The organism is Paracidobacterium acidisoli (genome assembly GCF_003428625.2).
Classification (GTDB): Bacteria; Acidobacteriota; Terriglobia; order Terriglobales; family Acidobacteriaceae; genus Paracidobacterium; species Paracidobacterium acidisoli.
The window spans coordinates 486,181-509,041 of record NZ_QVQT02000005.1 but is presented as its reverse complement, the minus strand read 5'-3'; the positions used below and the strand labels follow the sequence as shown (position 1 = coordinate 509,041).

General features: G+C 55.6%; 23 protein-coding genes. 16 read left to right on the top strand and 7 right to left on the bottom strand.

Annotation, left to right across the window (positions count from 1 at the left end):
* Positions 1-181: 181 nt before the first annotated feature.
* Positions 182-1,417, top strand: coding sequence for a PQQ-dependent sugar dehydrogenase (locus D0Y96_RS16050; RefSeq protein WP_117301975.1), 1,236 nt, complete (start codon positions 182-184; stop codon positions 1,415-1,417).
* A 106-nt stretch (positions 1,418-1,523) separates the two neighbouring features.
* Positions 1,524-2,330 carry an FkbM family methyltransferase gene (locus D0Y96_RS16045; protein WP_117301882.1) on the top strand — a complete coding sequence of 269 codons (807 nt, stop codon included), beginning with the start codon at positions 1,524-1,526 and terminating at the stop codon, positions 2,328-2,330.
* 22 nt (positions 2,331-2,352) lie between these two features.
* On the opposite strand, the gene D0Y96_RS16040 is transcribed toward D0Y96_RS16045, so the two are convergent.
* On the bottom strand, positions 2,353-3,309 hold the full coding sequence (locus D0Y96_RS16040) for a M23 family metallopeptidase (protein WP_117301880.1): 957 nt from the start codon (positions 3,307-3,309) through the stop codon (positions 2,353-2,355).
* 274 nt (positions 3,310-3,583) lie between these two features.
* Here D0Y96_RS16040 and thiL point away from each other — a divergent pair, with 274 nt between their 5' ends.
* From thiL to D0Y96_RS16025, 3 genes are all read left to right on the top strand, one after another.
* The gene (gene thiL, locus D0Y96_RS16035) at positions 3,584-4,711 is read left to right on the top strand and encodes a thiamine-phosphate kinase (protein WP_117301878.1); all 1,128 of its coding nucleotides are present in this window, start codon (positions 3,584-3,586) and stop codon (positions 4,709-4,711) included.
* A 102-nt stretch (positions 4,712-4,813) separates the two neighbouring features.
* Complete coding sequence (gltX, locus tag D0Y96_RS16030) at positions 4,814-6,316, top strand: glutamate--tRNA ligase (protein WP_117301876.1); 1,503 nt, start codon at positions 4,814-4,816, stop codon at positions 6,314-6,316.
* Complete coding sequence (locus tag D0Y96_RS16025; protein ID WP_117301874.1) at positions 6,313-6,894, top strand: hypothetical protein; 582 nt, start codon at positions 6,313-6,315, stop codon at positions 6,892-6,894. Before gltX ends, D0Y96_RS16025 begins: the two co-directional genes overlap by 4 nt.
* Here the strand turns inward: D0Y96_RS16025 and rsmD are convergent.
* Positions 6,858-7,439: a 16S rRNA (guanine(966)-N(2))-methyltransferase RsmD gene (rsmD, locus tag D0Y96_RS16020; protein ID WP_117301872.1), complete on the bottom strand. Its 582-nt coding sequence runs from the start codon at positions 7,437-7,439 to the stop codon at positions 6,858-6,860. The two genes, D0Y96_RS16025 and rsmD, sit on opposite strands and share 37 nt — an antisense overlap.
* A 489-nt stretch (positions 7,440-7,928) precedes the next feature.
* On the opposite strand from rsmD, the gene D0Y96_RS20480 reads away from it, so the two are divergent.
* The 3 genes from D0Y96_RS20480 to D0Y96_RS16005 all read left to right on the top strand — a co-directional run bounded on the left by D0Y96_RS20480 (position 7,929) and on the right by D0Y96_RS16005 (position 10,509).
* Positions 7,929-8,645, top strand: a complete 717-nt coding sequence (locus tag D0Y96_RS20480) for a CBS domain-containing protein (protein ID WP_252263832.1) — start codon at positions 7,929-7,931, stop codon at positions 8,643-8,645.
* A gap of 8 nt (positions 8,646-8,653) precedes the next feature.
* Positions 8,654-9,538: a 16S rRNA (cytidine(1402)-2'-O)-methyltransferase gene (gene rsmI / locus D0Y96_RS16010; protein WP_117301868.1), complete on the top strand. Its 885-nt coding sequence runs from the start codon at positions 8,654-8,656 to the stop codon at positions 9,536-9,538.
* Positions 9,539-9,663: 125 nt separating this feature from the next.
* On the top strand, positions 9,664-10,509 hold the full coding sequence (locus D0Y96_RS16005; protein ID WP_252263831.1) for a carbohydrate-binding family 9-like protein: 846 nt from the start codon (positions 9,664-9,666) through the stop codon (positions 10,507-10,509).
* A gap of 28 nt (positions 10,510-10,537) precedes the next feature.
* On the opposite strand, the gene D0Y96_RS16000 is transcribed toward D0Y96_RS16005, so the two are convergent.
* The gene (locus D0Y96_RS16000) at positions 10,538-11,179 is read right to left on the bottom strand and encodes a hypothetical protein (protein WP_147325098.1); all 642 of its coding nucleotides are present in this window, start codon (positions 11,177-11,179) and stop codon (positions 10,538-10,540) included.
* A 47-nt stretch (positions 11,180-11,226) separates the two neighbouring features.
* Positions 11,227-11,679 (bottom strand): hypothetical protein, encoded by a 453-nt coding sequence (locus D0Y96_RS15995; RefSeq protein ID WP_199480377.1) that lies wholly within the window; start codon positions 11,677-11,679, stop codon positions 11,227-11,229.
* Between the two features lie 123 nt (positions 11,680-11,802).
* On the opposite strand from D0Y96_RS15995, the gene D0Y96_RS15990 reads away from it, so the two are divergent.
* From D0Y96_RS15990 to D0Y96_RS15955, 8 genes are all read left to right on the top strand, one after another.
* A complete protein-coding gene (locus D0Y96_RS15990; protein WP_117301861.1) occupies positions 11,803-12,747 on the top strand; it encodes a PLP-dependent cysteine synthase family protein in 945 nt (314 codons plus the stop codon).
* A 65-nt stretch (positions 12,748-12,812) separates the two neighbouring features.
* Positions 12,813-13,265: a M67 family metallopeptidase gene (locus D0Y96_RS15985; protein ID WP_117301859.1), complete on the top strand. Its 453-nt coding sequence runs from the start codon at positions 12,813-12,815 to the stop codon at positions 13,263-13,265.
* Between the two features lie 76 nt (positions 13,266-13,341).
* Entirely contained in the window at positions 13,342-13,635 is a 294-nt protein-coding gene (locus D0Y96_RS15980) for a ubiquitin-like small modifier protein 1 (protein ID WP_117301857.1), read from the top strand.
* Positions 13,636-13,819: 184 nt separating this feature from the next.
* Positions 13,820-15,001 (top strand): molybdopterin-synthase adenylyltransferase MoeB, encoded by a 1,182-nt coding sequence (gene moeB, locus D0Y96_RS15975; protein ID WP_117301855.1) that lies wholly within the window; start codon positions 13,820-13,822, stop codon positions 14,999-15,001.
* Between the two features lie 101 nt (positions 15,002-15,102).
* Positions 15,103-15,582, top strand: coding sequence for a nuclear transport factor 2 family protein (locus D0Y96_RS15970; protein WP_158562433.1), 480 nt, complete (start codon positions 15,103-15,105; stop codon positions 15,580-15,582).
* A 164-nt stretch (positions 15,583-15,746) separates the two neighbouring features.
* On the top strand, positions 15,747-16,775 hold the full coding sequence (locus tag D0Y96_RS15965; RefSeq protein ID WP_117301851.1) for a PIN/TRAM domain-containing protein: 1,029 nt from the start codon (positions 15,747-15,749) through the stop codon (positions 16,773-16,775).
* Positions 16,776-16,862: 87 nt separating this feature from the next.
* Positions 16,863-17,777 (top strand): acyl-CoA desaturase, encoded by a 915-nt coding sequence (locus D0Y96_RS15960; RefSeq protein ID WP_117301849.1) that lies wholly within the window; start codon positions 16,863-16,865, stop codon positions 17,775-17,777.
* 127 nt (positions 17,778-17,904) lie between these two features.
* Positions 17,905-19,404, top strand: a complete 1,500-nt coding sequence (locus tag D0Y96_RS15955) for a GH39 family glycosyl hydrolase (RefSeq protein ID WP_117301846.1) — start codon at positions 17,905-17,907, stop codon at positions 19,402-19,404.
* A gap of 21 nt (positions 19,405-19,425) precedes the next feature.
* On the opposite strand, the gene D0Y96_RS15950 is transcribed toward D0Y96_RS15955, so the two are convergent.
* The 3 genes from D0Y96_RS15950 to D0Y96_RS15940 are packed head-to-tail and all read right to left on the bottom strand — an operon-like array spanning position 19,426 to position 22,726.
* Entirely contained in the window at positions 19,426-20,970 is a 1,545-nt protein-coding gene (locus tag D0Y96_RS15950) for a sulfatase-like hydrolase/transferase (protein ID WP_117301844.1), read from the bottom strand.
* A complete protein-coding gene (locus tag D0Y96_RS15945; protein WP_117301841.1) occupies positions 20,967-22,352 on the bottom strand; it encodes a class I SAM-dependent methyltransferase in 1,386 nt (461 codons plus the stop codon). Before D0Y96_RS15945 ends, D0Y96_RS15950 begins: the two co-directional genes overlap by 4 nt.
* Complete coding sequence (locus D0Y96_RS15940) at positions 22,349-22,726, bottom strand: hypothetical protein (RefSeq protein ID WP_147325097.1); 378 nt, start codon at positions 22,724-22,726, stop codon at positions 22,349-22,351. Before D0Y96_RS15940 ends, D0Y96_RS15945 begins: the two co-directional genes overlap by 4 nt.
* Positions 22,727-22,861 lie beyond the last annotated feature (135 nt).

The following is a 22,861-nucleotide window of genomic DNA, read 5'->3' as shown; positions in this document are numbered from 1 at the left end:
CTGTTTTCAACCCCGGTAAGCGCTGGCAGATACAGCACCATTGCTGCATCCGCAATACAATGAAGGCTCTCGGATCTTCGGAGGAAATGTGCAGCGGAAAAGATCTCTGTGCAGAACCGGAACACTGTTCTGCCTTACGGCTCTTGTAAGCTTTAGCGCCCCCATCTACGCAGGCAGTCAGATGGCCACAGATAATGGTCAAGCCGGCCAAAATGCTTTTACCGATTACACTAAAGAGCATCCTGGAGCCAGCCATCTACTCACTCCGGCAGATCTCCCGCCGCCCTATGCTACGCCGGGAGTGGACAACACACCGCATATGGTGTCGCGTCCTGCCGATGCCTGGCCTCAGGCGCCAAACGGCTTTCACGTCAAACTCTATGCGAGCGGGCTTGACCGTCCTCGTATTATCCGGACTGCACCCAACGGCGACCTCTTCGTTTCCTTCAGTTACAGCAATAAGATTATGGTTTTTCGCGGTGCAGATAAGGACGGCAAACCGAAAGAAATCTCTGTTTTCTCTGACAGCGGGCTGACTCAGCCGTTCGGTATCGCATTTTATCCGGCAGGACCGAATCCGCACTGGGTTTATGTTGGCAATACAGATTCCGTTATGCGCTTCCCCTATCAGAGCGGCGATCTGAAGGCCCGCGGACCAGGCGAAAAGCTCACTGATCTGCCGACCGGCGGCGGTCACTGGACACGCGACATTGCTTTCTCAACAGACGGGACAAAGATGTTTGTTTCCGTGGGCTCACGCTCGAACGATGATGACGTCGATACTCATCCTCAGGAGCTTCATCGTGCGGATGTTCTTGAATTCACCCCTGAGGGGAAATTCATAAAAGTTTATGCTTCAGGTATTCGCAACTGTGTCGGCGAGACTATAAACCCTGCAACCGGCCAGCTTTGGTGTTCTACCAACGAGCGCGATGATCTCGGCGATCACCTTGTTCCTGACTACATCACCCATCTTCAGGAAGATGGCTTTTATGGGTGGCCCTGGTATTACATGGGCTCTCATGGTGGCGTCCAGGATCCGCGCCAGAAAGGAAAACACCCTGAACTTCAGAGCAAAGTTCTCACTCCCGATGTGCTGTTAGAACCTCACTTCGCTTCGCTCGAAATGACCTTCTATGAGGGCTCACAATTTCCCGCTGCATACAAGGGCGATGCCTTCGCTGCCGAGCATGGATCATGGAATGCGGCCCACCTCGCTGGTTATGAAATTATCCGTGTCCCAATGCACAATGGCCATGCTTCCGGAGGATACGAAGACTTCCTCACCGGTTTCGTGACCTCATCCGGGGGCGTCTGGGGACGGCCCGTGGGGGTCACTGTTGCTTCCGACGGCTCACTCTTCGTTACAGATGATGGATCCGGCTCTATATGGCATGTCATCTACGACGGGAAATGATGATCTACGCATGCAACGAAGAACGATTTTAGCCTGATTCGTTCGAGGGATTGACAAAGCGAGCAGCGCAAAGCATAGTCAGCACAAGCCCTTTCTCTTTCCCTGCATGGCACATTTCAGCAATTTTAAATACGAATTTATTCGCACTCCTCTCGAACAGCCGCTCATGCGCCTGCGCGAAGCAGCCGGTTATTTCCATCGCAGAAAACACCCTGAACTGCGCGAAGTTTTTCTGGAAGGCGACCGCATCGAGGCACTCTGGAAGCGCATCCTTCGAAGGGACAGCAATTGCATCGATGCCGGCTGCCACTATGGTTCGATGCTTAGCCGCTTCTGCGGCCTTGCCCCAGAGGGAAAGCATCTGGCGGTAGAAGCAATACCGAATAAAATTGCTTTCCTGCGCCGCAAATTCCCCGAAGTGGATGTGCGGCATTTAGCGCTCTCCGACACTCCCGGCACTGCCAGCTTTTACATCGATCTTGAAAAGACAGGCTTTAGCGGGCTTGCCCAACATACGACCGGTAACTTTGAAAAAATTGAAGTCACCTGCGAGCGCCTCGATCGGGTTGCTTCTCAGGACCGGCACTTCGATGTACTCAAGGTCGATGTGGAAGGAGCGGAACTTCCACTTTTTCGGGGAGCAATTGAGTTTCTGAAGCGCGATCAACCCATCGTTCTGTTTGAATGCGGGCCTTCAGGCCCTCCAGCCTTCGGCTATACCGCCGGCGATCTGCACGATTTCTTTGTCGCTCAGAATTACTCTGTTTTCTTTCTGAAAGATGCTCTTGAAGGTGGCTCACCAGTCAGTCGAGATGCCTTTGAAGCTGCTCTGATTTTCCCGTTCAAAGCGCTCAACTGGGTAGCCGTCCCTGATACTCGCATCCGTGAGGTTATAAAAAAGGGAGCAGTTTAGCGAAAGCGAGATAAACCTGTAGTCAATTTCCCTGTGATCCGCTGGAATCACCGGACTGCGCCAGCTGCGTCATCGTCTCTCGCAGGTACTTATGAGGATTCACGGGGGTATTGTGAATCCGTACCTCATAGTGAAGATGAGGACCTGTGCTGCGCCCGCTCATCCCGATATAGCCGATCACCTGCCCGGTTTTCACCTGCTGCCCATCGGTAACTGCGAAGCCGGAGAGGTGCCCATATACCGTATCGATTCCATTTCCGTGATCGATTACGATCTCGCGTCCATACCCATTGCCGAACCCGGCCATCATGACTGTGCCATCCGCTGTTGCTCGCACAGGATCGCCAAAAGAACCGGAAATATCGACTCCCGAATGGAAAGCGCCCTCGCCATTGAATGGATCTTCGCGCTCTCCAAAGGAGCTCGTAATCTTTCCTACTACCGGCCATAATGAAGGCGCATCGGCAATATCCAGCCATCCGCTGTCACGTCCAACCGCGCCTACACTCAATTCCAGCGCATGAGTGATGCGGCCGGACAGCGCGGTGGTGCGAAGAGAACTCAGCTGATCGAGTGACTGGGTATAAGCATCCTGGCTGAACCCATCGGTACTGCCTGGCACTACTGCCGAGGAAGCATTCACGGCTGACTTTGACAACCGGCTTTGCCGCAGTCCGTACAGCGCCGTTACTTCACTTGCCAATGATCCCAGCGATGCTGCCTGCACTTCTTTTTCACGCGCAACCTGCTGCATCTGCAGGTAATCCTTGCGAAGCGCCTCACGCTGTGAGCGGACCTGGTTAAAGCTCGCCGTCTTCAGCAGCATGCGCGTGTATGATCCGGCCATTCCGGTCAGCGTAAACGCACCTACAATCGCTGCCGCAACAAAAACGTACGCATAGTGCATCGGGACGGGAATCTTGCGGAGCCGTCCATCTTCTTCCCGAGCAACAAAAATAATGTAGTAACGTTTTCGCAATACTGTCTCGCTGCCTGATTACCCAGGATATGTAGTTTTTTCGCCTGCAGGCCTCTACTAACTCTCCGGAGGCATCCAAAGTAATTTATGGTTTTCGGCGACCTTTCAGGAGCCTAACAGGTTGACGATAAAGGGTCAACGAATCTTCATCCGCCATTTTCGAACTACAGCTGCCTCGTATTCTTCAGAAAATGTATTTTTTGCTCCATAAATTGGGCAGAGACATCCATATTCCATCGCATAATGGCTTTGCAGAGGTATTCTGGGTGCTCGCATGCCGCGCAATCCGAGAACATCGCCTGCGCCTCACTCGGTCCCGTTCGGCGAACGGGCACTGATCTCAGCTATTCGCGCCCGCGCCGGCAGTGGCTTTCGTGGAGTGCCACTGGGTATCGGCGACGATTGCGCGATATTGCGCCCAGCTCCAGGCTCTGAAATTGTCGTCACTACCGATCTCTCCCTTGAACAGGTCCATTTCCGCCGCGACTGGCATACACCTGAGTCCGCCGGACACCGGTGCCTGGCGCGTGGCCTCAGCGACCTCGCAGCAATGGGGGCGCGTCCGATGGCAGCTTTCCTCTCCCTCTCTATTCCCAGTGACTTGATTTCTCCTGAAGATACCTCCCGAACAGCCGGACGACGGAAGCCAGCCAAACGCGACGTCAGCTGGACCGATCGTTTCCTCGACGGTTTACTTCAACTGGCAGCAAAGTACAAAGTACCTCTGGCCGGTGGAGATACGGCGCAGTCTCCGCAGTTCGATGAACAAGGCCGCAGGCAATCCGGACTGGCTGCCGCGGATATTGTGCTGATTGGTCAGGTGCGCCGCGGGCAGGCCCTGCTCCGCTCAGGAGCGCGGCCTGGACAGGTTATTTATGTCACGGGCTCTCTGGGAGGCTCGGCTGCAGAGCTGCTGGCGCTAGGTCGCGATCCCAGCCAGTTTGCAACCCTAACCAAGGGCATGAACTACGGTCACCCACACCTGTTTCCGGAACCTCGTCTTCGTGCCGGCGAAGCTCTTGCAGCCAGAAAATGGGCGCGTGCGGCAATCGACCTCAGCGATGGCCTTTCGACCGATCTTCTCCACATCTGCGAAGCGTCGGATGTTGCGGCGGAAATTGACGAGGCTGCGCTTCCCATTCATCCGCTTGCCAGGCAGGCAGAACATGATGGATGGATTCCCTCCGCACTTGGGCTGGCCCTGCATGGTGGTGAGGACTATGAGCTTCTGTTTACGGCGAATCGCAGCGTTCGCATTCCTCGCAGCATTGCCGGCGTCAGCATTCATCCCATTGGTCTGATTCAAAGCCGCCGCCAGCGCCATCCAATGATGGTGATGAATACTCCGGCTGGCAAGCATATTCCGGTTGAAGCCGGCGGGTGGGAACATTTCACGCGGTAAAAGGCAACATGTCCTGATGCCTGGCCGGTATATCACTCCGTCATTCCTAGGGTGTCGGTTGGGCGCGTCTCATCAGGCAGGCTTGATACGATCAAGGCAGTCATGCCCGAGAAGAATCGTGTCCGCTTCGCACCATCGCCCACCGGGCTGCTTCATGTCGGCAACGCCCGGACAGCGCTCTATAACTGGCTGTTTGCTCGTCACACCGAAGGTGATTTCCTCCTCCGTATCGAAGACACGGACCTCGATCGCAGCGAAGCCCGGCATGAAACTCAGCTAATTGCCGATCTGGAATGGCTGGGCCTCAGCTGGGACGAGGGCCCCGGCGTTGAGGGCCCTCATGCACCCTATCGCCAGTCCGAACGCCTTGGTATTTACCGTGAGCATACAGACCGTTTGCTGGCAGAAGGTAAAGCCTACCGGTGCTTCTGCACTGCCGAAGAGCTGGAGACCGAGCGCCAGCGCGCTGCGGCCGAGCATCGTCCTCAGGTGTACTCCGGCAGATGCCGTGCGGTCTCTGCAACAGACTCCGCCGCTCGTGCTGCGTCTGGAGAGCCCTTCGCTGTTCGTCTGCGAATACCGGATCATCCTCTCCGCTTTCATGACATTGTGCGCGGCGAAGTTGAATTTCCAAACGAGACGGTCAGCGATCCGATTCTTGTGCGCTCTTCCGGCGTACCAGTCTACAACTATGTTGTAACGGTCGATGATGCGCTCATGGAGATCTCCCATGTCATTCGCGGCGATGATCACATCTCCAACACACCTAAGCAGGTAGCTGTTTACGAGGCTTTCGGCTGGCCTGTGCCGCAGTTCGCGCACCTCTCGACCATTCTTGGCAGCGACCGTGAGCGATTGTCGAAGCGCCATGGCGCGACCTCCATTGCCAGTTTTCGCGATATGGGTATTTTGCCTGAAGCCCTTGTGAACTATCTCGCGCTGCTGGGATGGGGCGCTGAAGACGGCAGGTCGGAGACCTTCACTCTCGATGAGCTAACGAAGGTCTTCAAAATTGAGCGTGTCACCGCATCGCCTGCCATCTTCGACTTCGATAAGCTTCACTGGCTCAACCGGCACTATCTGAAACTGGCCGATCCGGAGCGTATTGCCGATCTTACATGGCCGTATTTCGAAAAAGCGGGGCTGCTGCCTCCCCCTGGCTCCGTCTCTTCTGGAACCAGAACATGGTTCAGCAAACTCACAGCGCTTTTTGTACCGTCACTGGACCGTCTCGATCAGATCTCCGGCAAAGCCGACTTCCTCTTTCACTTCAACGCTGTTGCAGCACGTACCAGCGAAGAGAATGTTCCGCTTCTCATTACGGAAACCGCGCAGAAGGTTCTCGATGCCTTTGCTGCTCGTGTACGCAACATGGCAGATCCAGTCACCTCCGAGCAATTCAAACGATGGATGAACGAGATCAAAGCCGAGACGGGAGCCAGGGGCAAAGAGCTTTTCCATCCCGTGCGTATTGCGCTCACCGGAGCCCACTCCGGCCCTGAATTCGATAAGTTGATCCCTCTGATCGAAGAGGGTAGCCGGCTGCCACTGCCTGTCCATATCTCAAGCGTCCGTGAACGGGTGGATGCATTTCTTCAGATATGAACCCAATGATCCAGTTCGCCTTTCCTCATGTCTGGACCGCCGAAATTCTGTCCCGCCGTCCCCTCATTCTGCCGCCGCGTCACTTTGTTTATCCGCGCGAAGCAGAGGAGGTCGAGCGTGGTGCGCTCGATGTGATGATTTGCCCGGCAGAAGATGAGCCTTTCCTTGCTACGTGCGCTCTGGGCTTCACCGATCCGTCAGCATCCGCCGGTTTGTGGAGCTGTCCTGATCCGCATCAGATATGCGCTGTCTCCGGAGGCTATGCCTATCTGATCGATACGACGAATCCACAGCACTTCACCCATTTGCCACTACGTCCGGTTCTTGAAGTTCGCGCACTGACCGAGCAGAATCTCCTGCTCTTCGCAGGTCATCACACACTTCTCGCCTGGAGCACAGATGGAGAGGCCTGGCAGACGAGGCGCCTTTCGTGGGAAGGCCTCACCATTACGGGAATCGTCGGCAATGAGTTGCATGGACTGGGCTGGGACCTGATGACCGACTGCGAGATTCCATTTATTGTCGACCTCAAAACAGGCGATCATTCCGGCGGCGTCAACCCTGCTTCCACACGGTAGAAGCTCAACGCCGCATCGCCCTGCTTCAGCACCCGATAGCGGACAATCTGCCCATATCGTTCATTGAGCTCGCGACGTTTCTCGTGTTCTGCAACCATGACTGCATCGGGGGCGAGTAGCTCGGAGCATTCTTCGCCGAGCAGACCCAGCGTAAGAGCGTATTCTTCTGCGTCGGCATATGGAGGGTCGAGCACCACCACATTCAGCCGCTTTCCGGCCGCGAGCATGCGTCGCAGAGCTATTGCCACGCTGCGTGCTTCGATCGCATATCCGCCGCGAATTCCCAGAGCGGAAAGATTGGATCGAATCGCTTTTAGCGCCGGTTCTGCCTTTTCGACGAAGATCACGTTGCGCGCGCCGCGGCTTAATGCCTCGATACCGATGGCACCAGACCCGGCGTACAGATCGGCCACCACTGCGCCTTCAAGAAACGGCGCCAGTACGTTAAATAATGTCTCGCGCAGACGATCACTCGTGGGCCGCGTCTTTATACCTCGCGGAGCCTCAAGCGCCCGTGATCGGAACTCTCCCGCAATTACCCGCATCGCGTTTTATCCTAACAACCGCGAATCCCGCCAACCCTCTACAATAAAAGCTGGAAAGGCACACTTACGATGCGCGCATGGTCATTCCCATTAGGACGATGGTTTGGAGTGCACCTCCGCATCCATTCATTTTTTCTTCTGCTGCTGGTTTTCTGTGTTCTCTCGTCCAACCTGGCCAGTCTTTCTGCCTGGCGGGGCGTCATGCTGTGGGTTGTGCTCCTTATGGTCGTCATGGTGCGCGAGATTGCACGGTTAATCGTCGCCGCCTGGCATGGGCTCGAGATTCGCAGCATTCTTCTGCTTCCTATTGGAGGACTTTTCTCCTGGGCTAGTCCCGACAGCGCCGAGCGTTCCGCCACTGGCTCACCGCTCATTGCTCTCGCTGTTACTGGCCCTCTCGCCAGCCTTCTTTTCGCGGGACTCGTCGCGGGTCTCATCACAGGAGCTACTTCGCAGGTTCCATTGCTTGCGCGTCCGCTGGTGACCCCCATGCATCTGATGCGTTCCACTGTCTGGCTCAGTCTTGCGATCAGTCTTGTTCACTTTCTACCCGCTTATCCGCTTGATGCCGGGCGCCTTCTTCACGCATATTTCACCCGCACGCGCGACGCCGCACAAGCGACCCGCGCCGCCTCAGGTATCGGACAGATGATTGGTCTCGCTGCCGTTGTCGCAGGGCTGGGCCTGCTCGCTCTGCCCAACTCGCATTTCAGCGCGGATCTCACTCCAGGTCTTATCCTTGGAGGCTTTTTCATCTTCATTGGGGCTCAGCTTGAAGATCAGGGTGTCCTTTTTCAATCTGTCGTTGAAACCGTCCGCATGAAAGATGTCATGCTTACTGACTTCGATACGCTTTCCCCCTCCGACACCCTTACAGATGCTCTCTATCGCGTTATCCACAGCCTGCAGGAGGACTTTCCTGTCGTTCGAGGACCGAATCTCGTAGGTGTTGTATCCAAGCAAAGCATTGTTCAGGCTCTGCGCAGCGAAGGCAACGGTTATATCCAGGGCATCATGGCCCGTGGCTTCCAGGTTGCCGGACCTGATGATTCCCTGGGCCTTATGATTCGACGCATCGGCGCTGGCCGGATGTCGCTGGTTCCTGTCGCCGAAGAAGGACGCATCGTTGGAATCGTTACCTGGCAAAACCTGAGCAGCGCGATGGGCCTGCTCGCCGAACACCGCCGTCTCCAGCGTGAGAGCTGATATAGCGAATGTCTTCCGACGAAACACTACCACCACTCGCACCTGGACTCTATCTCGTCGCGACACCCATCGGCAATCTTGAAGACATCACTCTCAGAGCCCTGCGTGTCCTCCGCTCCGCAGATCGGATCGCCTGCGAGGATACCCGCCAGACGCAGAAGCTGCTGAACCATTACGGCATTACTACACCTACCCTCAGCAGTCATGAGCACAATGAATCCGCCCGCATGCCGAAGCTGCTGGCCATGCTGCATGAGGGTAAAAGGATCGCAGTTGTTTCAGACGCGGGTACCCCGGGAATCTCCGATCCCGGCATGATACTTGCTGCTGCTGCTGTTGCGGCCGGAATCCCCGTCTATCCTGTTCCGGGGGCCAGTGCTGTCATCAGCGCTCTGGTAGCTTCTGGCCTTAATACAGAAAGTTTCTTCTTCGCCGGATTTCTGCCATCAAAGGCAGGTGAACGCCGCGCGATCCTGAAAAAAACAGTCACTGCTTTCGTAGAACCGATGACTGTCATTTTTTACGAGACGCCACACCGAATTCTAGAAACACTTGCTGATGTTGAATCCATACAGGGACCGAACTGCCACGTCGTTCTTGCCCGCGAACTAACCAAGCTCCACGAGGAATTTTTGCGCGGGACAGTACAGGAAGTACGTAAGGCTCTCTCTGAGAGAGACCGAGTTCGGGGAGAGATGGTCCTGCTCCTCGATGCTCAGCTTCAGGCAGAGATACCCCCATCCGTCACAACCAGCCTGAAAGAGCGAATCTCCGAACTGGAAAAATCAGAGAGTCTGAGTGAAATGGATGCTCTTAAACGGATTGCCCGCGAACGGGGAATTTCGAAGAGTGAAGTGTACCGGGAGCTTCAGCGTGAGCGCAGTGGAAAATAGACACGGTCTGACAGCGTGAGCTCTCACCAACTGAACTCCGGTACTTTACGCTCCGGATCAAACGCCAGTTTCGTGATTCGCAATGCAACTGGGCTCATCGGCCCGTCAAAATCGTCCCCGGCATCATGGCGTTTTCTGATCTTTATCTGGTTAAAGGGTTGAAACAGGAGCGGCGCTCCCGACTTTGCCTGAAACCCGGTATTGTAAATACCGTGATGAACCGCCTGTTCTGTGTTGTCCCACTTACCTTCTGCACTACTCTGATCGCTGCTGCGCAGACCTCGGCCACGACTCCAAAGAGCTACGACTGCTATCGCGCTACTTCACCTGTTCACATCGATGGCAAACTCGATGATCCTGTCTGGAAAGCTGCTCCGTGGACTACCGATTTCGTCGACATTAAAGGTTCGACAAAACCGCTCCCGCGATTTCGCACTCGTGCCAAAATCCTCTGGGATGATCAGTATCTTTATATTGCCGCGGAGCTCGAAGAACCCGATGTCAAAGCCACACTTACGCAGCATGACTCTGTCATTTTCCACGACAATGATTTTGAAGTCTTTCTGAAGCCCATCCCTGGTACGCAGGGCTATTTCGAATTCGAGATCAATGCGCTCAACACCAGCTGGGATCTCTATCTCAACAAGCCTTACGACAAGGGCGGCGAGGCTGATAACAGCTGGAACATTCCGGGGCTCAAAACCGCTGTGGGCATTGAAGGCACGCTCAACAACTCCACGGATAAAGACCGTAGCTGGACCGTTGAAATCGCATTTCCGTGGAAAGCCTACACGTCGCGCCAGCCCGTCGTTTCGCCGAAACCCGGCAGCGTGATGCGTATCAACTTCAGCCGCGTCGAATGGAAGCCCGGAAACCCGAAAGAGGATAACTGGGTCTGGTCCCCACAGGGCGTCATTAACATGCATGTGCCGGGAAAATGGGGCTATCTGCGCTTTAAAGGAGCTCCCTGAAATCAACCTCGGCTGCGGTGATTTCTGTTCATGCTCCAGGCACAGCGATTCCTGATCGCCGCACCCAGCTCCCGTTCTGCTTTTCCAGATAGACCCAGGTTCCTGCCTGGCAGAGCGACGCGCACCAGTTGTTCATATATACCAGCGCAGAGGTGTGCTTTGGATTGAAATACACTTCGCTGAAGAACGTTACCCCTGGGTATGCAGCCCATTTTGTCTGAATTGCCATATCAGCCGTTGTCGAGCTCTTTGCCTGGCGTAGTTCGCTCACTTCCGGCGGATAGAGCAGAGTAAACGAATGGTTTACCCGAATTGGCTCGTTTGTAAGCTGCACACGAATGTACTTATTCACCTGATAGTCGTGAACCGTCTCTCGCCACGCCCGGAGGCTCTCCGGAGGGGCCTTTAGCTGCGCTTCCGGTTCAATCCGCGGATTCATGTCTTCATAATTAATGGTAATTTTTGCAATCGCCCAGCGCTGCGTCTGCTGTGCCGACATTTGCGCAAAGGGCTCCCCCGGCAGCAGCATTGAGTAAATCTGGTAAGAGTCCTGTGCACGATCAGAAGGCATTGGAATGGCGTCTTCCGTCTGCGCCACTAATGCAGAACAGGCCGCCATACCAGCCAGCACGAGCATTGCTGTAACGGCACACAAGCGATGAAACCGCATTCACTCCTCCGCTGGACGTTAGACGCGAAAAGCCCGCACAGCGTTCACTACCCCTGGATCAGCTCCCACGCCTTCAGAGGCCGTTTAGCCAATGGCAGATCCCGGCCTTTCACACGGTCGTACATATATTCATCGCTTACCGTACCGAGCGACTCATTGTACAGACTATCCAGCCCCTCTGCTTCCCGCAGTTCCTCCGAAAAACGGTGCAGCGCCCTAAGGTGATCTGCAGTCGCCGGCAATTCCACACGGCTGGTCTTAAAGAATTTCTGGAAGCCGCGGTCCAGCAGATGAGCAATCTCACCACCGATGGCCACGCCCGGCCGTGTAATCAGCACTGCACCCGGACCGTTCTGCGGTCGACCGAGCACGGCGGCGCAGCCATGCTTCGACACCTGCACCTGATTTGCGACGCCCGGCACTTCACGGACATCAAACTGAAGGCTGCGAAGCCCGCTCAACACCTCATCGAACGTACGCTGTCTTATTTTTTTTGGCATGGCAATGATTTGTGACTTTCTCCGGCGAAACGCTACACTGGGAACAACGGCCCAGGCGCTGTCACCGATGTTTTTACTCTCGCATAACAGGGCTCAGGCTGCAATTTTGCGGTAAACAGACCAATGGCGACTCTTACTCAATCTTCTGCGGGCCTTTTAGGCCTCTCGATGCTCGATCGCATCGGCAATACGCCGCTGGTACGTCTTGATCGCGTCGTTTCTCATCTTCCAGGTATTCAGATTCTTGGCAAAGCAGAGTGGGTAAATCCCGGTGGTTCCGTGAAAGACCGCGCCGCCTCTGCCATTGTTCTAGACGCGCAGCAGCGCGGTCTGCTTACGCCGGGCAAACACCTGCTTGATGCTACCAGCGGAAATACGGGTATTGCTTATTCCATGCTGGGTGCAGCAATGGGCTTTCCGGTCACACTCTGCATGCCGGCCAATGTTTCACCCGAACGGAAAAAAATCACGTCAGCCTATGGTGCCCATGTCATCTGGACCGATCCCGCGGATGGCTCTGACGGAGCTATCCGCAAGGCTCGCGAACTGGCCCGCACCGAGGCTGAAAAGTACTTTTATGCTGACCAGTACGGCAACCAGGCTAACTGGCAGGCGCACTATCGCACCACCGCAAATGAAATATGGCAGCAGACCGCCGGTCGAGTGACTCATTTCATTGCCGGCCTCGGCACCAGTGGCACTTTCGTGGGCACGACTCGACGACTGAAAGAGCTTAATCCGGCCATTCAATGCATTTCCATGCAGCCGGATTCACCGTTTAATGGCCTTGAGGGATTGAAGCATATGGCGACGGCTATTGTGCCACCGATTTACGATCCGGCGCTTGCCGACCGCAATCTTGAAATGGAAACCGAAGCGGCTTATTCGATGGCAAAGCGCCTTGCGCGTACCGAGGGCCTGCTTGTCGGCATCTCTGCTGCCGGAGCCGTGGCGGCTTGCCTGCGCATCGCCGAGGAGCTGGCTGCCAGAGGAGAGGAAGCGGTGATTGTTACAATTTTATGCGATGCAGCGGATAAGTATCTGAGCGAAAGATTCTGGGAAGACTAACGCTGGACGAAGCGGCAAAAGAACTCTGAATCGAGCAGAAAAAAATTAAGCGGAAGGAGTGACGGATGTTGAAACTGAGCCAGCAGTTATATGACGCTATTCGGCAACACGGAGAGGAGACCTATCCTCATGAGTGTTGCGGCGTCCTGCTCGGCCGTTCAACAGACTCTCTCCAGGAAGTTGAGGCCGCCATTCGTGCCGGGAATACACGCACTGACTCAGCCCATAACCGTTATCAAATTGCTCCTCAGGAGCTGGTACGGATTCAGCGCATGGGCCGCGAGCGCGGACTGGATATAGTAGGTTTCTACCATTCTCATCCGGACCATCCGGCGCAATGGTCAAAGACCGATTTTGCCGAAGCCCACTGGCTCAGCTGCTCCTATGTCATTACAGCAGTCGAAAAAGGCGTGGCCCAGAAAACAAACTCTTTCTTCCTTGCGGGTAGTACCGAAGAAGACAAATCCTTTCAGGACGAAGAAATCACGGTCTCTCGGTTTGCAGCTGAACGATGTTGACGGTGCGCTTCCGTGCCGAACGTCAGGCGTATGCCTGAAACTTCAACTCGTTTTCAGCATCTGAAGAGGACCTGTCATGTCTGTGCAGATTCACATTCCGACTCCACTCCGCGTTTATTCCGGCAAGCAGAACACTGTCAACGTTCATGCATCTACTGTTGGTGAGGCGCTCGATGCACTCGTCTCCGAGCATCCCGAACTGAAGAAGCATCTTTATTCCGAAGAAGGCAAGCTGCGCTCCTTTGTCAATGTTTATCTGAACGATGAAGATATTCGCTATCTGCCGGAAAAGGATGCGACTAAAATCGGTGACTCCGATGCGCTTTCCATTATCCCTTCCATTGCAGGAGGGTGCCTTTTTTACAGTTGAGCCATCGGGAGCAAGATTAAAGAATCTGTATTTTTCACAAATGCATTTCACATGTTCCGAAGAGTAGCCTGAAACGGCTGATACGATTTCGCCATTCAAGAGTCCGGGCAAAAGCAATATGCCTCAGCCTGGTTAACAAAACCAGCAATAACGCGCTTCATTGCCGCATTCATCAGAGAGAATCATGGCCACGACACTGGAAGAACCCGCAAGCCTCCCCAGCTTAAGCAACGACGAAATTGCTCGCTATTCGCGGCATCTTATTTTGCCTGAGGTCGGCATGGAGGGCCAGCAGAAGATCAAGGCGGCCAAAGTCCTCTGCGTGGGCACGGGAGGACTTGGCGCACCACTCGCGTTCTACCTGGCCGCAGCCGGCATCGGCACGCTTGGCCTGGTTGATTTTGATGTTGTCGACGAGAGCAACCTGCAGCGTCAGATCATTCACAGCACGAAGGATGTCGGCCGTCCCAAGATCGATTCGGCAGCGGAGAAGCTTGAGGCGCTCAATCCGCACATGAAGATTGTGAAACACGAGACGATGCTCACCAGCGCCAACGCGCTCGAAATCATCTCTCAGTACGACATCGTCGCCGACGGAACCGACAATTTTCCAACGCGCTACCTGGTGAATGATGCCTGCGTGCTGACCGGCAAGCCGAACGCTTATGGCTCTATCTTCCGCTTTGAAGGGCAAGCCAGCGTCTTTGCCACAGAGGAAGGTCCCTGCTATCGCTGCCTCTACCCCGAACCCCCGCCGCCGGGCCTGGTCCCCTCCTGCGCAGAGGGCGGAGTTCTGGGAATTCTTCCAGGACTCGTCGGCGTCATTCAGGCGACTGAAGTCATTAAGCTCATCCTCGGTAAAGGCGAGCCTCTCGCGGGTCGCTTGCTGCTGGTCAACGCGCTCGACATGAAGTTCCGCGAACTGAAGCTCCGCAAAAATCCCGATTGCCCGGTATGCGGCAAGAACCCGACCGTGACGAAGCTGATTGATTATCAGCAGTTCTGCGGGATTACGCCCGAGCCGAAGGAAGCTACTGCCGTGCAGAACGGTATCCCACAGATGAGCGCCAAAGAGCTGAACCAGCGTCTCAATGCCGGCGAGGATCTTTTTATCCTCGATGTTCGCGAGCCGCACGAGTATCAGATCGCACAAATCGGGGGCCATCTTATCCCGCTTGGCGACCTTCCAAACCGCCTCGGTGAACTCGACAGCAGTCGCGAAATCGTCATCCACTGCAAGTCCGGAGGCCGCAGCCAGCGCGCTGCGGAATTCCTGGCGAAGACTGGCTTCAAAAAGCTGCACAATCTCGCGGGCGGTATCACTGCCTGGTCCACAGATGTAGATCCCACAGTTCCCAAATACTAATTTCTACAATCTTCATCGGGACACCCCTCAACTGCCTGTAGCGGGTAGTTGAGGGGGTTGCTAAAGGCTTTGCCTTACAGCTTAATGTCATAATGTTCCCGATGAAACTCCTCGATCTCCGCTCCTCTTTGTGCTTCTTCGCCGCAGCCGCAATCTGCCTGCCTACGGTGCTTGCTCAGACACTTCCCCTGCCTCCGATGGTTCGTCAGGCTACCCCGCAAAAAGTTGTCCAGGAGCATCTCGCGGCATTCAGCTCCTGTGACTGGAAGCGGCTTATGCAGCAATTTCCCGAGAATGTAGAATTTTTTGCTCCTCAGGGGGTGACCGTGCGTGGCCGCAAAGCTCTGGGTGAAATGTTCGCCAAGGTCGTTAAACCACCCTCTGAGGGTGGTACGTGCGGCCTGAAGATCACTCCTGAGCACATATTTGTTGTCGGCAATGTCATTAACGTGCAGTGGCGAGCCGATGCTCCATTTCTTGCCGAGCCCTACCGCGGCGCCGACGCTTATGAGACCAAAGATGGACTGATGGCCGCTCAGGTCACCACTTTTGACGCCACCCAGCTAAAAATGAAGCACTGACGCTTCACCAACTTTCCTTTACAGGGGAGTATCGGTACTGATCCCTGATACTTCCCTTGCGCTTATTTCACGCTGCGCCTTTGAAGCCCTTTGCCGCTTTCACCCTTCCGTGCGTATACTCCCCAGTGGCCGAACGCCGATGTCGTTGAGGGGGCTCTGTTCGGATGGACTTGGTTCTTCTGCGTATTGTTTTCATCTTTGTCTTTGCTGCCGCCGGTTACTTTCTTCAGCCATTTGGATTGAATGGCTGGGTTTCCGCGCTTTCCGGAGGAGCTACAGCGGCTCTGGTGATTTTTTTTGAGCTGCGTGTCCGGGCACTTAGCCTCAAACGGCTCATTGGAGCTATTACCGGTAGTCTGCTCGGTATTATCGGTGCCTTCTTTTTTTCCCTGGTGCTGCACAACAGCCTTCCGCGCGGCCATGCTCAAAGCCTGCTCGAAATCTCCGTTCTGCTGCTCATGACCTATACAGGACTCGTCGTTGGAGCCAGCAAAGGCGATCTGCTTAACCTTGCCGCCCTCGGCGATCTCTTCGGCAACGAGCGTATTGCCAGGCGCAGCGTGAAGCTTCTTGATACCAGTTCCATCATTGACGGCCGCATCGCCGATATGGCCGAGACAGGCTTTCTCGAGGGCGTTCTCGTCGTTCCTGAATTTGTCCTTCGCGAACTGCAGATGGTTGCTGACTCCTCTGATTCCTCGCGGCGCCAGCGCGGGCGTCGAGGGCTCGACGTTCTGCAGCGTATGCAGGCTAACACTCTTATCACTATCCAGATTGTTGAAGATGACTACCCAAAGATCCGCGAAGTCGATCTCAAGCTCATCGAACTGGCCAAAAATCTCGAGGCGCGCATTATCACCAACGATTTCAACCTCAACAAGGTGGCGCATCTGCACCAGGTTTCAGTGCTTAATATCAACGACCTTGCCAATGCGCTGAAGCCTGTGGTGCTTCCTGGTGAGAAAATGAATATTCTGGTTCTCAAGGAAGGTAAAGAATATAACCAGGGCGTTGGTTATCTCGATGATGGAACCATGGTGGTTGTCGATCATGCCCGCCGTATGATCGGCCGAACGATTGACATCGTCGTCACCTCGGTTCTGCAGACCGCTTCCGGGAAAATGATCTTCGGGCGTATAGAAGAAGTGGCTCGCCCAGAACCGATTCGCACGGTTGAGATGTCGAATTCCTGATCTGGTATCAGGTATTACTGAATTCTTACATCTACTGTCAGATGAATGATTTACGCTCAGTCAGATCATAGGTGGAGTGTTCCATTCATGTCTGCAGCCGCTGAAAATGCTACAGCCGTCGTTCAGATCCGGATCGAGTCTCAGGCTGAGGCCGATTCCCAGGCAGTAACCCAGACTCGCTCCGCCCGGCTCAACCTCATCTTTGCTGTTACGCTGATCATTTTTCATATTGGAGCAGTCGCGGCTCTTTTCTTCTTTCGCTGGTCGGCGCTGGCTGTCTTTGTTGTACTGTGGGTTCTCGCACAAAATGTGGGCATCGGCATGACTTATCACCGACTGCTCACACATCGTGGCTATACCACGCCTAAATGGCTGGAATATACGATGGCCGTCTGCGCCACCCTCGCCCTGCAGGGCGGGCCCATTTACTGGGTCGCCGTGCATCGCCTGCACCATCAGCTCACCGACAGACCCGGCGATCCGCATTCGCCCCGAGATGGAAAATGGTGGTCACACATGGGCTGGATACTCCATGGCTCTCTCCGCAACCGGAATGGCCTGCTCACTCGCTATGTACCTGATCTTGCCCGGGACCCTTTCTACATCTGGCTTAGCCGCTGGCACTGGATACCTGTTTCCCTCCTTGGCTTCGCACTTTTTCTTATCGGCGGATGGCCCTGGCTTCTCTGGGGTATATTTCTGCGCGTCACCCTCGGTCTGCATGCTACCTGGCTGGTGAATTCGGCGACACATATGTGGGGCTCGCGCCGCTTCGATACCCGTGACGATTCGCGCAATAATCTCTGGATTGCCCTGCTCACCGGCGGCGAGGGCTGGCACAATAACCATCATGCTCATCCTGTCTCCGCTGCTCATGGGATGGCCTGGTATGAGCTTGATTTCAACTACTGGGGCATCCGAATCCTCGGCCTTCTTGGCCTGGCGAAGCGCATCAAGGTGCAGAGCTCCGATCATAGCCCTGCGCGTATTCTCCATGGATAAGCAGAAAATAGCTTAGTGCACCTAAAGCCTGCCCTTTTCGGCCACTCCCCTGTCTCAATTCGGCGCATCCAAAAACAAGGCTGGACGGGTTACACTTTCTTTTCGGACTGCCTTCCGGAGAAAAGCCATGCGCGATAAAGTTCTTTCCGTGCTTCTGGGTATTTTTCTTGTCTGCTTTGCGCAAACGTTTGCGCAAACTACCTCAGAGCACCTTTCCATCGACGCTCATGCCGCCGCAACACCTTTTCCCCACTTCTGGGAGCAGATGTTTGGCTCTGGCCGGGCCAACCTTGTACTCCGCAGCCATTACACCGATGACATCCGTCTGGTGAAGAAGGCCGCCGATTTCCGGTACGTCCGCTTTCACGGCATTTTCGATGACGACAACGGCGTTTACGACGAGGACGCGCAGGGCAATCCGGTCTACAACTGGTCCTATGTCGATCAGATCTATGACAGCCTGCTGGCGAGCGGCGTCCGTCCATATGTAGAGCTCAGCTTCATGCCGAAAAAGCTCGCATCGAACCCCGCGCCGCAAGCCTTCTGGTATCACCCCAACCCGTCGCCTCCAGCCAACTACGGCAAATGGGATGCTCTGATCACCGCCTTTGCGAAACACCTCATTGACCGCTACGGCATTGGCGAAGTCTCGCAGTGGTACTTTGAGGTCTGGAACGAACCCAATCTCGATTTCTGGATGGGCAAGCCTGCTCAGTCCACATACTTCGAGCTTTACGACCACACTGCCCTCGCTCTTAAGGCTGTAAGCCCGCTTCTTCGCGTTGGCGGGCCGGCGACAGCACAGGCTGTATGGGTTGGCGACATGATCGCCCATGCCACCGAAAATCACGTCCCGCTCGACTTCGTCTCGACCCATGTCTATGGAAATGATTCCTCGCAGGATGTCTTCCACGACAGCCGCTCCATCGAGCCACACGAGATGGTCTGTGCCGCGGTTGAAAAGGTGCATAACGAGATCAAGACATCCGCGCGTCCCGATATCCCACTCATCTGGAGCGAGTTCAATGCGACCTATATGAATCAGCAGGAGATCACCGACTCCATTTACATGGGGCCCTGGCTTGCCGAGACCATCAGCCGGTGTGACGGTCTCGTGCAGATCATGTCTTACTGGAGCTTTTCCGATGTCTTCGAGGAACAGGGTATCGTCAAAACGCCATTCTATGGCGGTTACGGTATTGTCGCCGAAGACGATATACCCAAGCCGGCCTACAACGCTTTTGCCGCTCTGCACGAGCTGGGCGATGAGCGCCTTCCCGCGCCGAAGAACGAAGCTCTCGTTACCCGCCGCGCAGACGGAACCCTGGTCATCGCTGCATGGAATCTTGTCGAACCTGGCGCGACCGCGGGAAACAGAATGCTCGTTCTCGACCTGAAAGGGATCGCAGCGGATGCTCGCGCTACGATTCATCGCGTTGATGCCGAGCATGGAGACACGCTCGACGCATGGAAAAATATGGGTAGCCCGGCCTGGCCTTCACGCGCACAGATTATTGAGCTGCGTAAGGATGCGAATCCCGGAGTACCAGAGGTCCAGCCGATTCACGATGGCCGGCTTACCATCGCGCTTCCGCCCATGGGGCTGGCTGTCATCGAAATCCACTGAGTCCGCGGCAATAGTGCGGACTTAGTGACCGGTTGGCTGCGCTACGGCCCACTGTTTGAGTTGCTCCGGTGAAGCGATCTGCCCCGAGATGATCTGCTCCAGCATATTGTGCATGTCGAGAAGTGGCAGCGCACGATTCACAGGAGTCGGAGTGATTTCTCCCGGAAAACGCACAATAAGCACCGGACGCATATCGAAAACAAAGCCCCGGCTGCGGGCTACGGTTTCATCTTCGTTTGTCCAACCAATCTGATGGCGCCACAGCGGAATGCGCCAGCTGTGGTCGGACGAAATCACCAGCGTCGTCTGCTGCGCGGAATGTGTCTGATCGATGATCTGTCGCAGCTCCGCGAGCGTCCGGTCTGCAAGAGCGAGATTGTCGACGTAGCCTCCGCCGGGTCCAATCCGGCCGGTTTGGCGGTTGTAGATTCCCGGCGGATGCGGCAGCGGCAGATGCACCAGAACAAAGTCCAGCTTCTCGTTGGCAATCGCCGAGCGCGACTGGCTCAGGATGTCCGCAAACTCTTCCTCCGGCGACGGCGTCCTGAAAGGATGGTGCGTCAGCCGGCCCCACTCGGCGCGCACCGGCGCCGTCACGTTCTCAAACGTCGACTGATCGGCCACGAAGTGATCCTTAAACGGCAGCAGCTGCGACCAGCAAAAATCCAGCGCCCCTGTCATCAGGCGGCAATAGGGGTTGAAGGTCCCGACGATCCCCGTCGTCCAGCCCTGTCGCTGCGCGTCCGCAAAGACGGTCTGATTTCCATCGAAGATTTGCCAATGGCCGCCGGAGACAGAGCGGTAATGCAGCCATCCCTGCGGAGAGGCGCGGATTTCGACGATCGACCTTCCGAGAAACAGCGAAGGCACGATTTGCTCGGTATAAAAACCGGCCGGCTGCAGGTCTGAAAAGACTACGCTCTGTCCACGAAGCCGATCGAAATTGGGCAGGTTGAGTCCGGGCCAGCGGTGCACGAAGGCCTGGTCGTAAGACATCTCGTCAAAGAGCAGCCAGACCACACGCCGATGCGGCGCAGCGAACTCCGGCAGTGGCTTCGAGAAGCTCGCCGTCTCCGGCCCGCCGTGCGTCATGCTCAGGACAATGAGCTCCGGCAGCATCCAGAAAATGCAAATGCCCAGCAGCAGCAGCAGCACGCGCAGGCCGCGCACCGAGGCCGCATACGCATTGCGCGCGAATATCCAGAGTAACAAGCCGACGATCGCGACCGGCAGCCAGAATTTAATCGGGACAATGGCAAGGCGCAGGATCACCTCCGCCGCCATCAGCCCGCCGACGACACGCGCCACCAGCAGCGTTGCGAAGATCAGCCACAGCAGCGTGCGTCCTTTCGCATCGATGCGATCCAGCAGCCACACCAGCGCCGTTCCCAGCAAACACGCCAGCACCAGATCGATGACGGTTGCCCGCACCACCGTCGTCACCGGCAGCAGGCGATGGTAGAGATAAATATGTGTGGGGGAAATCTGGTTCCAGCAAATGCCGAGCGAGAACACGATACCCGTGCCTGCGCCTTCGAGCCACAGCCTGCTTTTTATAGCTGTCACCGAGCCCGCAGCAAAAAGAGAGCGCGCCCATTGGCAAGCTCTTTGCGCAGCATGCAGGAAAAGTAAGGATCGATTGCCTGAACGAATGCATTCTCGTCCAGATGCGCATAGAGCGCATCACGTCCGCGCACCAGCTCTTCAAATCTGGGATCAGTGGCAGGAACCCATTCGACGATCGTCCACGCCGTGGTGAGCTCTCGCAGCAGGCCTGCAACCTCTCCAAGTGGAATCTGTTCTGCAAGAAGAAGGTGATGGATGAAGCCGAGCACCATCACGCAGTCAAAACGGCCCTGTGCGCGATGGAGCAACGATAGGTTTTCCGCGTTGCGCCAGCCGGTTGCCGGTGTGGGACGCGCCGGATCGGCTATAAGCGGAAGGATATCCAGCTTGCGGCTGCGTGCCTCGCGCCAATTATGCTCCGTTGCCTCTGCGTCAGTATCCCATCCAATCACAGTAGCGCCCTGCTCTGCTGCGATACGGGAATACACACCGGTATTCGCTCCCAGATCGAGCACCTTTTTCGGATGCGCCAGAGAAAGGGCCTCGCGAATAAACTGCTGCTTCTGTTCGTGATCGGTTTCGCTGTAATGGCCGGCAGAATTCGGATAACTGCTCCAGCGCGATTCACGGCTCTCCGGCGTCAGTTTTTTCAGCCTGCTGCGCAGAACATGCAGGTTTCGTCGCAGGACAGCAGCAGCAACCTCCGGAGCCTGGCGCAGTTTTGATCCTGCAGTTGCCTTTCCGGTATTGCGTCGCTCAAGCAGATAGGGCAGTGTCACCAGAGAGCGCAATGGCTGACCCCAGCGCCGCATTCGCGACAGCCATGGATACAGATCGGAAGGCTCATAGCCGTCGCGCTTCTGCAGAGAAGCGGCTAATGGCCATCCCAGATATCGATATGCAGCCAGCGGCAGCAGAAAAGTCCGCACAAACTGCCCATAAGCCAGCCACAAGGGGCTTTCCGGGTCGCGCTTTTCGATGGAGAGAACATCTACAAATACCGGTCGCGCACCGTCAAAAAGTACATTCAATGGAGTTGCATCTTTCAGAATCAGACCCTGATCCAGCAGCGCTTCGCACAGGTCCAGCGTCAACTCTGCTGCCGCCATCCACGCGCCCGGCGTCCACTCCCACGGATAAGATGGAAAGAAAATCCGAGGATGTTCCAGAAAGAGATCGCCGCGGTCCGCCCGATCGGCAATTTCCGTCGATATCAGCCGACCATCCGCAACCCACTTACGGGCCAGATCCGACTGCAGAAAGCGAATGGTCTCAGAAGCATGCCCGGGCTTTACATGGCGGAGAACTCGATCCCCTTCAATCCGAAGAGAGCCTGCCGGATCGCGAAAAGTCTCAAGAAGAGCGGGCGCCGTCGCCATCATTTACCTGCTTCAGACGTTGCATTCGCATCAGCAGATATGGTGTCGGACTCCGGTGGCTTCAGTCGGAGGAGCTTACGGATCTTTGCGCGAAGCATAAAAACTGCTCCGGCCAGCATTGAACCACCAACCTGAAAAAAGAGCAGTCCGGAGCCTGGATCGATATATCCGTACGCAGGTCTGGCTACTGCCGCCAGCAGCATAAAGAACTGCATCGCACCGAGTGCGATAAGGAGGGAGTATCTGAAAAATTTTCTGGTTCTGCCTGCCTGAAAACTCACAACACTCCAGACGAACGCTGGCGGAAAAAGTTGCAGCCGTGTCACTTTGGATATATGTTCCGGTCCTGCGAGTGTGGCACGATGTGCGATTCGCATCAGCTGAGCCTGTACATCACTAAGATTACTAAATCATAAACAGCAGCCAGTGCTTACAGCGCGCTTCATCACTATTCCGGAGAGAGAGCATTTCTCCATCTGTTCCCCCTTGCCTGGATATGTAGCCACAATTTT

Coding starts and splice junctions, on each gene's coding strand:
- D0Y96_RS16050 (WP_117301975.1), top strand. CDS start 182: ATGGCCACAGATAATGGTCAAGCCGGCCAAAATGCTTTTACCGATTAC.
- D0Y96_RS16045 (WP_117301882.1), top strand. CDS start 1,524: ATGGCACATTTCAGCAATTTTAAATACGAATTTATTCGCACTCCTCTC.
- thiL (WP_117301878.1), top strand. CDS start 3,584: ATGCCGCGCAATCCGAGAACATCGCCTGCGCCTCACTCGGTCCCGTTC.
- gltX (WP_117301876.1), top strand. CDS start 4,814: ATGCCCGAGAAGAATCGTGTCCGCTTCGCACCATCGCCCACCGGGCTG.
- D0Y96_RS16025 (WP_117301874.1), top strand. CDS start 6,313: ATGAACCCAATGATCCAGTTCGCCTTTCCTCATGTCTGGACCGCCGAA.
- rsmD (WP_117301872.1), bottom strand. CDS start 7,439: ATGCGGGTAATTGCGGGAGAGTTCCGATCACGGGCGCTTGAGGCTCCG.
- D0Y96_RS20480 (WP_252263832.1), top strand. CDS start 7,929: ATGCATCTGATGCGTTCCACTGTCTGGCTCAGTCTTGCGATCAGTCTT.
- rsmI (WP_117301868.1), top strand. CDS start 8,654: ATGTCTTCCGACGAAACACTACCACCACTCGCACCTGGACTCTATCTC.
- D0Y96_RS16005 (WP_252263831.1), top strand. CDS start 9,664: ATGGCGTTTTCTGATCTTTATCTGGTTAAAGGGTTGAAACAGGAGCGG.
- D0Y96_RS16000 (WP_147325098.1), bottom strand. CDS start 11,179: ATGCGGTTTCATCGCTTGTGTGCCGTTACAGCAATGCTCGTGCTGGCT.
- D0Y96_RS15995 (WP_199480377.1), bottom strand. CDS start 11,679: ATGCCAAAAAAAATAAGACAGCGTACGTTCGATGAGGTGTTGAGCGGG.
- D0Y96_RS15990 (WP_117301861.1), top strand. CDS start 11,803: ATGGCGACTCTTACTCAATCTTCTGCGGGCCTTTTAGGCCTCTCGATG.
- D0Y96_RS15985 (WP_117301859.1), top strand. CDS start 12,813: ATGTTGAAACTGAGCCAGCAGTTATATGACGCTATTCGGCAACACGGA.
- D0Y96_RS15980 (WP_117301857.1), top strand. CDS start 13,342: ATGTCTGTGCAGATTCACATTCCGACTCCACTCCGCGTTTATTCCGGC.
- moeB (WP_117301855.1), top strand. CDS start 13,820: ATGGCCACGACACTGGAAGAACCCGCAAGCCTCCCCAGCTTAAGCAAC.
- D0Y96_RS15970 (WP_158562433.1), top strand. CDS start 15,103: ATGAAACTCCTCGATCTCCGCTCCTCTTTGTGCTTCTTCGCCGCAGCC.
- D0Y96_RS15965 (WP_117301851.1), top strand. CDS start 15,747: ATGGACTTGGTTCTTCTGCGTATTGTTTTCATCTTTGTCTTTGCTGCC.
- D0Y96_RS15960 (WP_117301849.1), top strand. CDS start 16,863: ATGTCTGCAGCCGCTGAAAATGCTACAGCCGTCGTTCAGATCCGGATC.
- D0Y96_RS15955 (WP_117301846.1), top strand. CDS start 17,905: ATGCGCGATAAAGTTCTTTCCGTGCTTCTGGGTATTTTTCTTGTCTGC.
- D0Y96_RS15945 (WP_117301841.1), bottom strand. CDS start 22,352: ATGATGGCGACGGCGCCCGCTCTTCTTGAGACTTTTCGCGATCCGGCA.
- D0Y96_RS15940 (WP_147325097.1), bottom strand. CDS start 22,726: ATGCGAATCGCACATCGTGCCACACTCGCAGGACCGGAACATATATCC.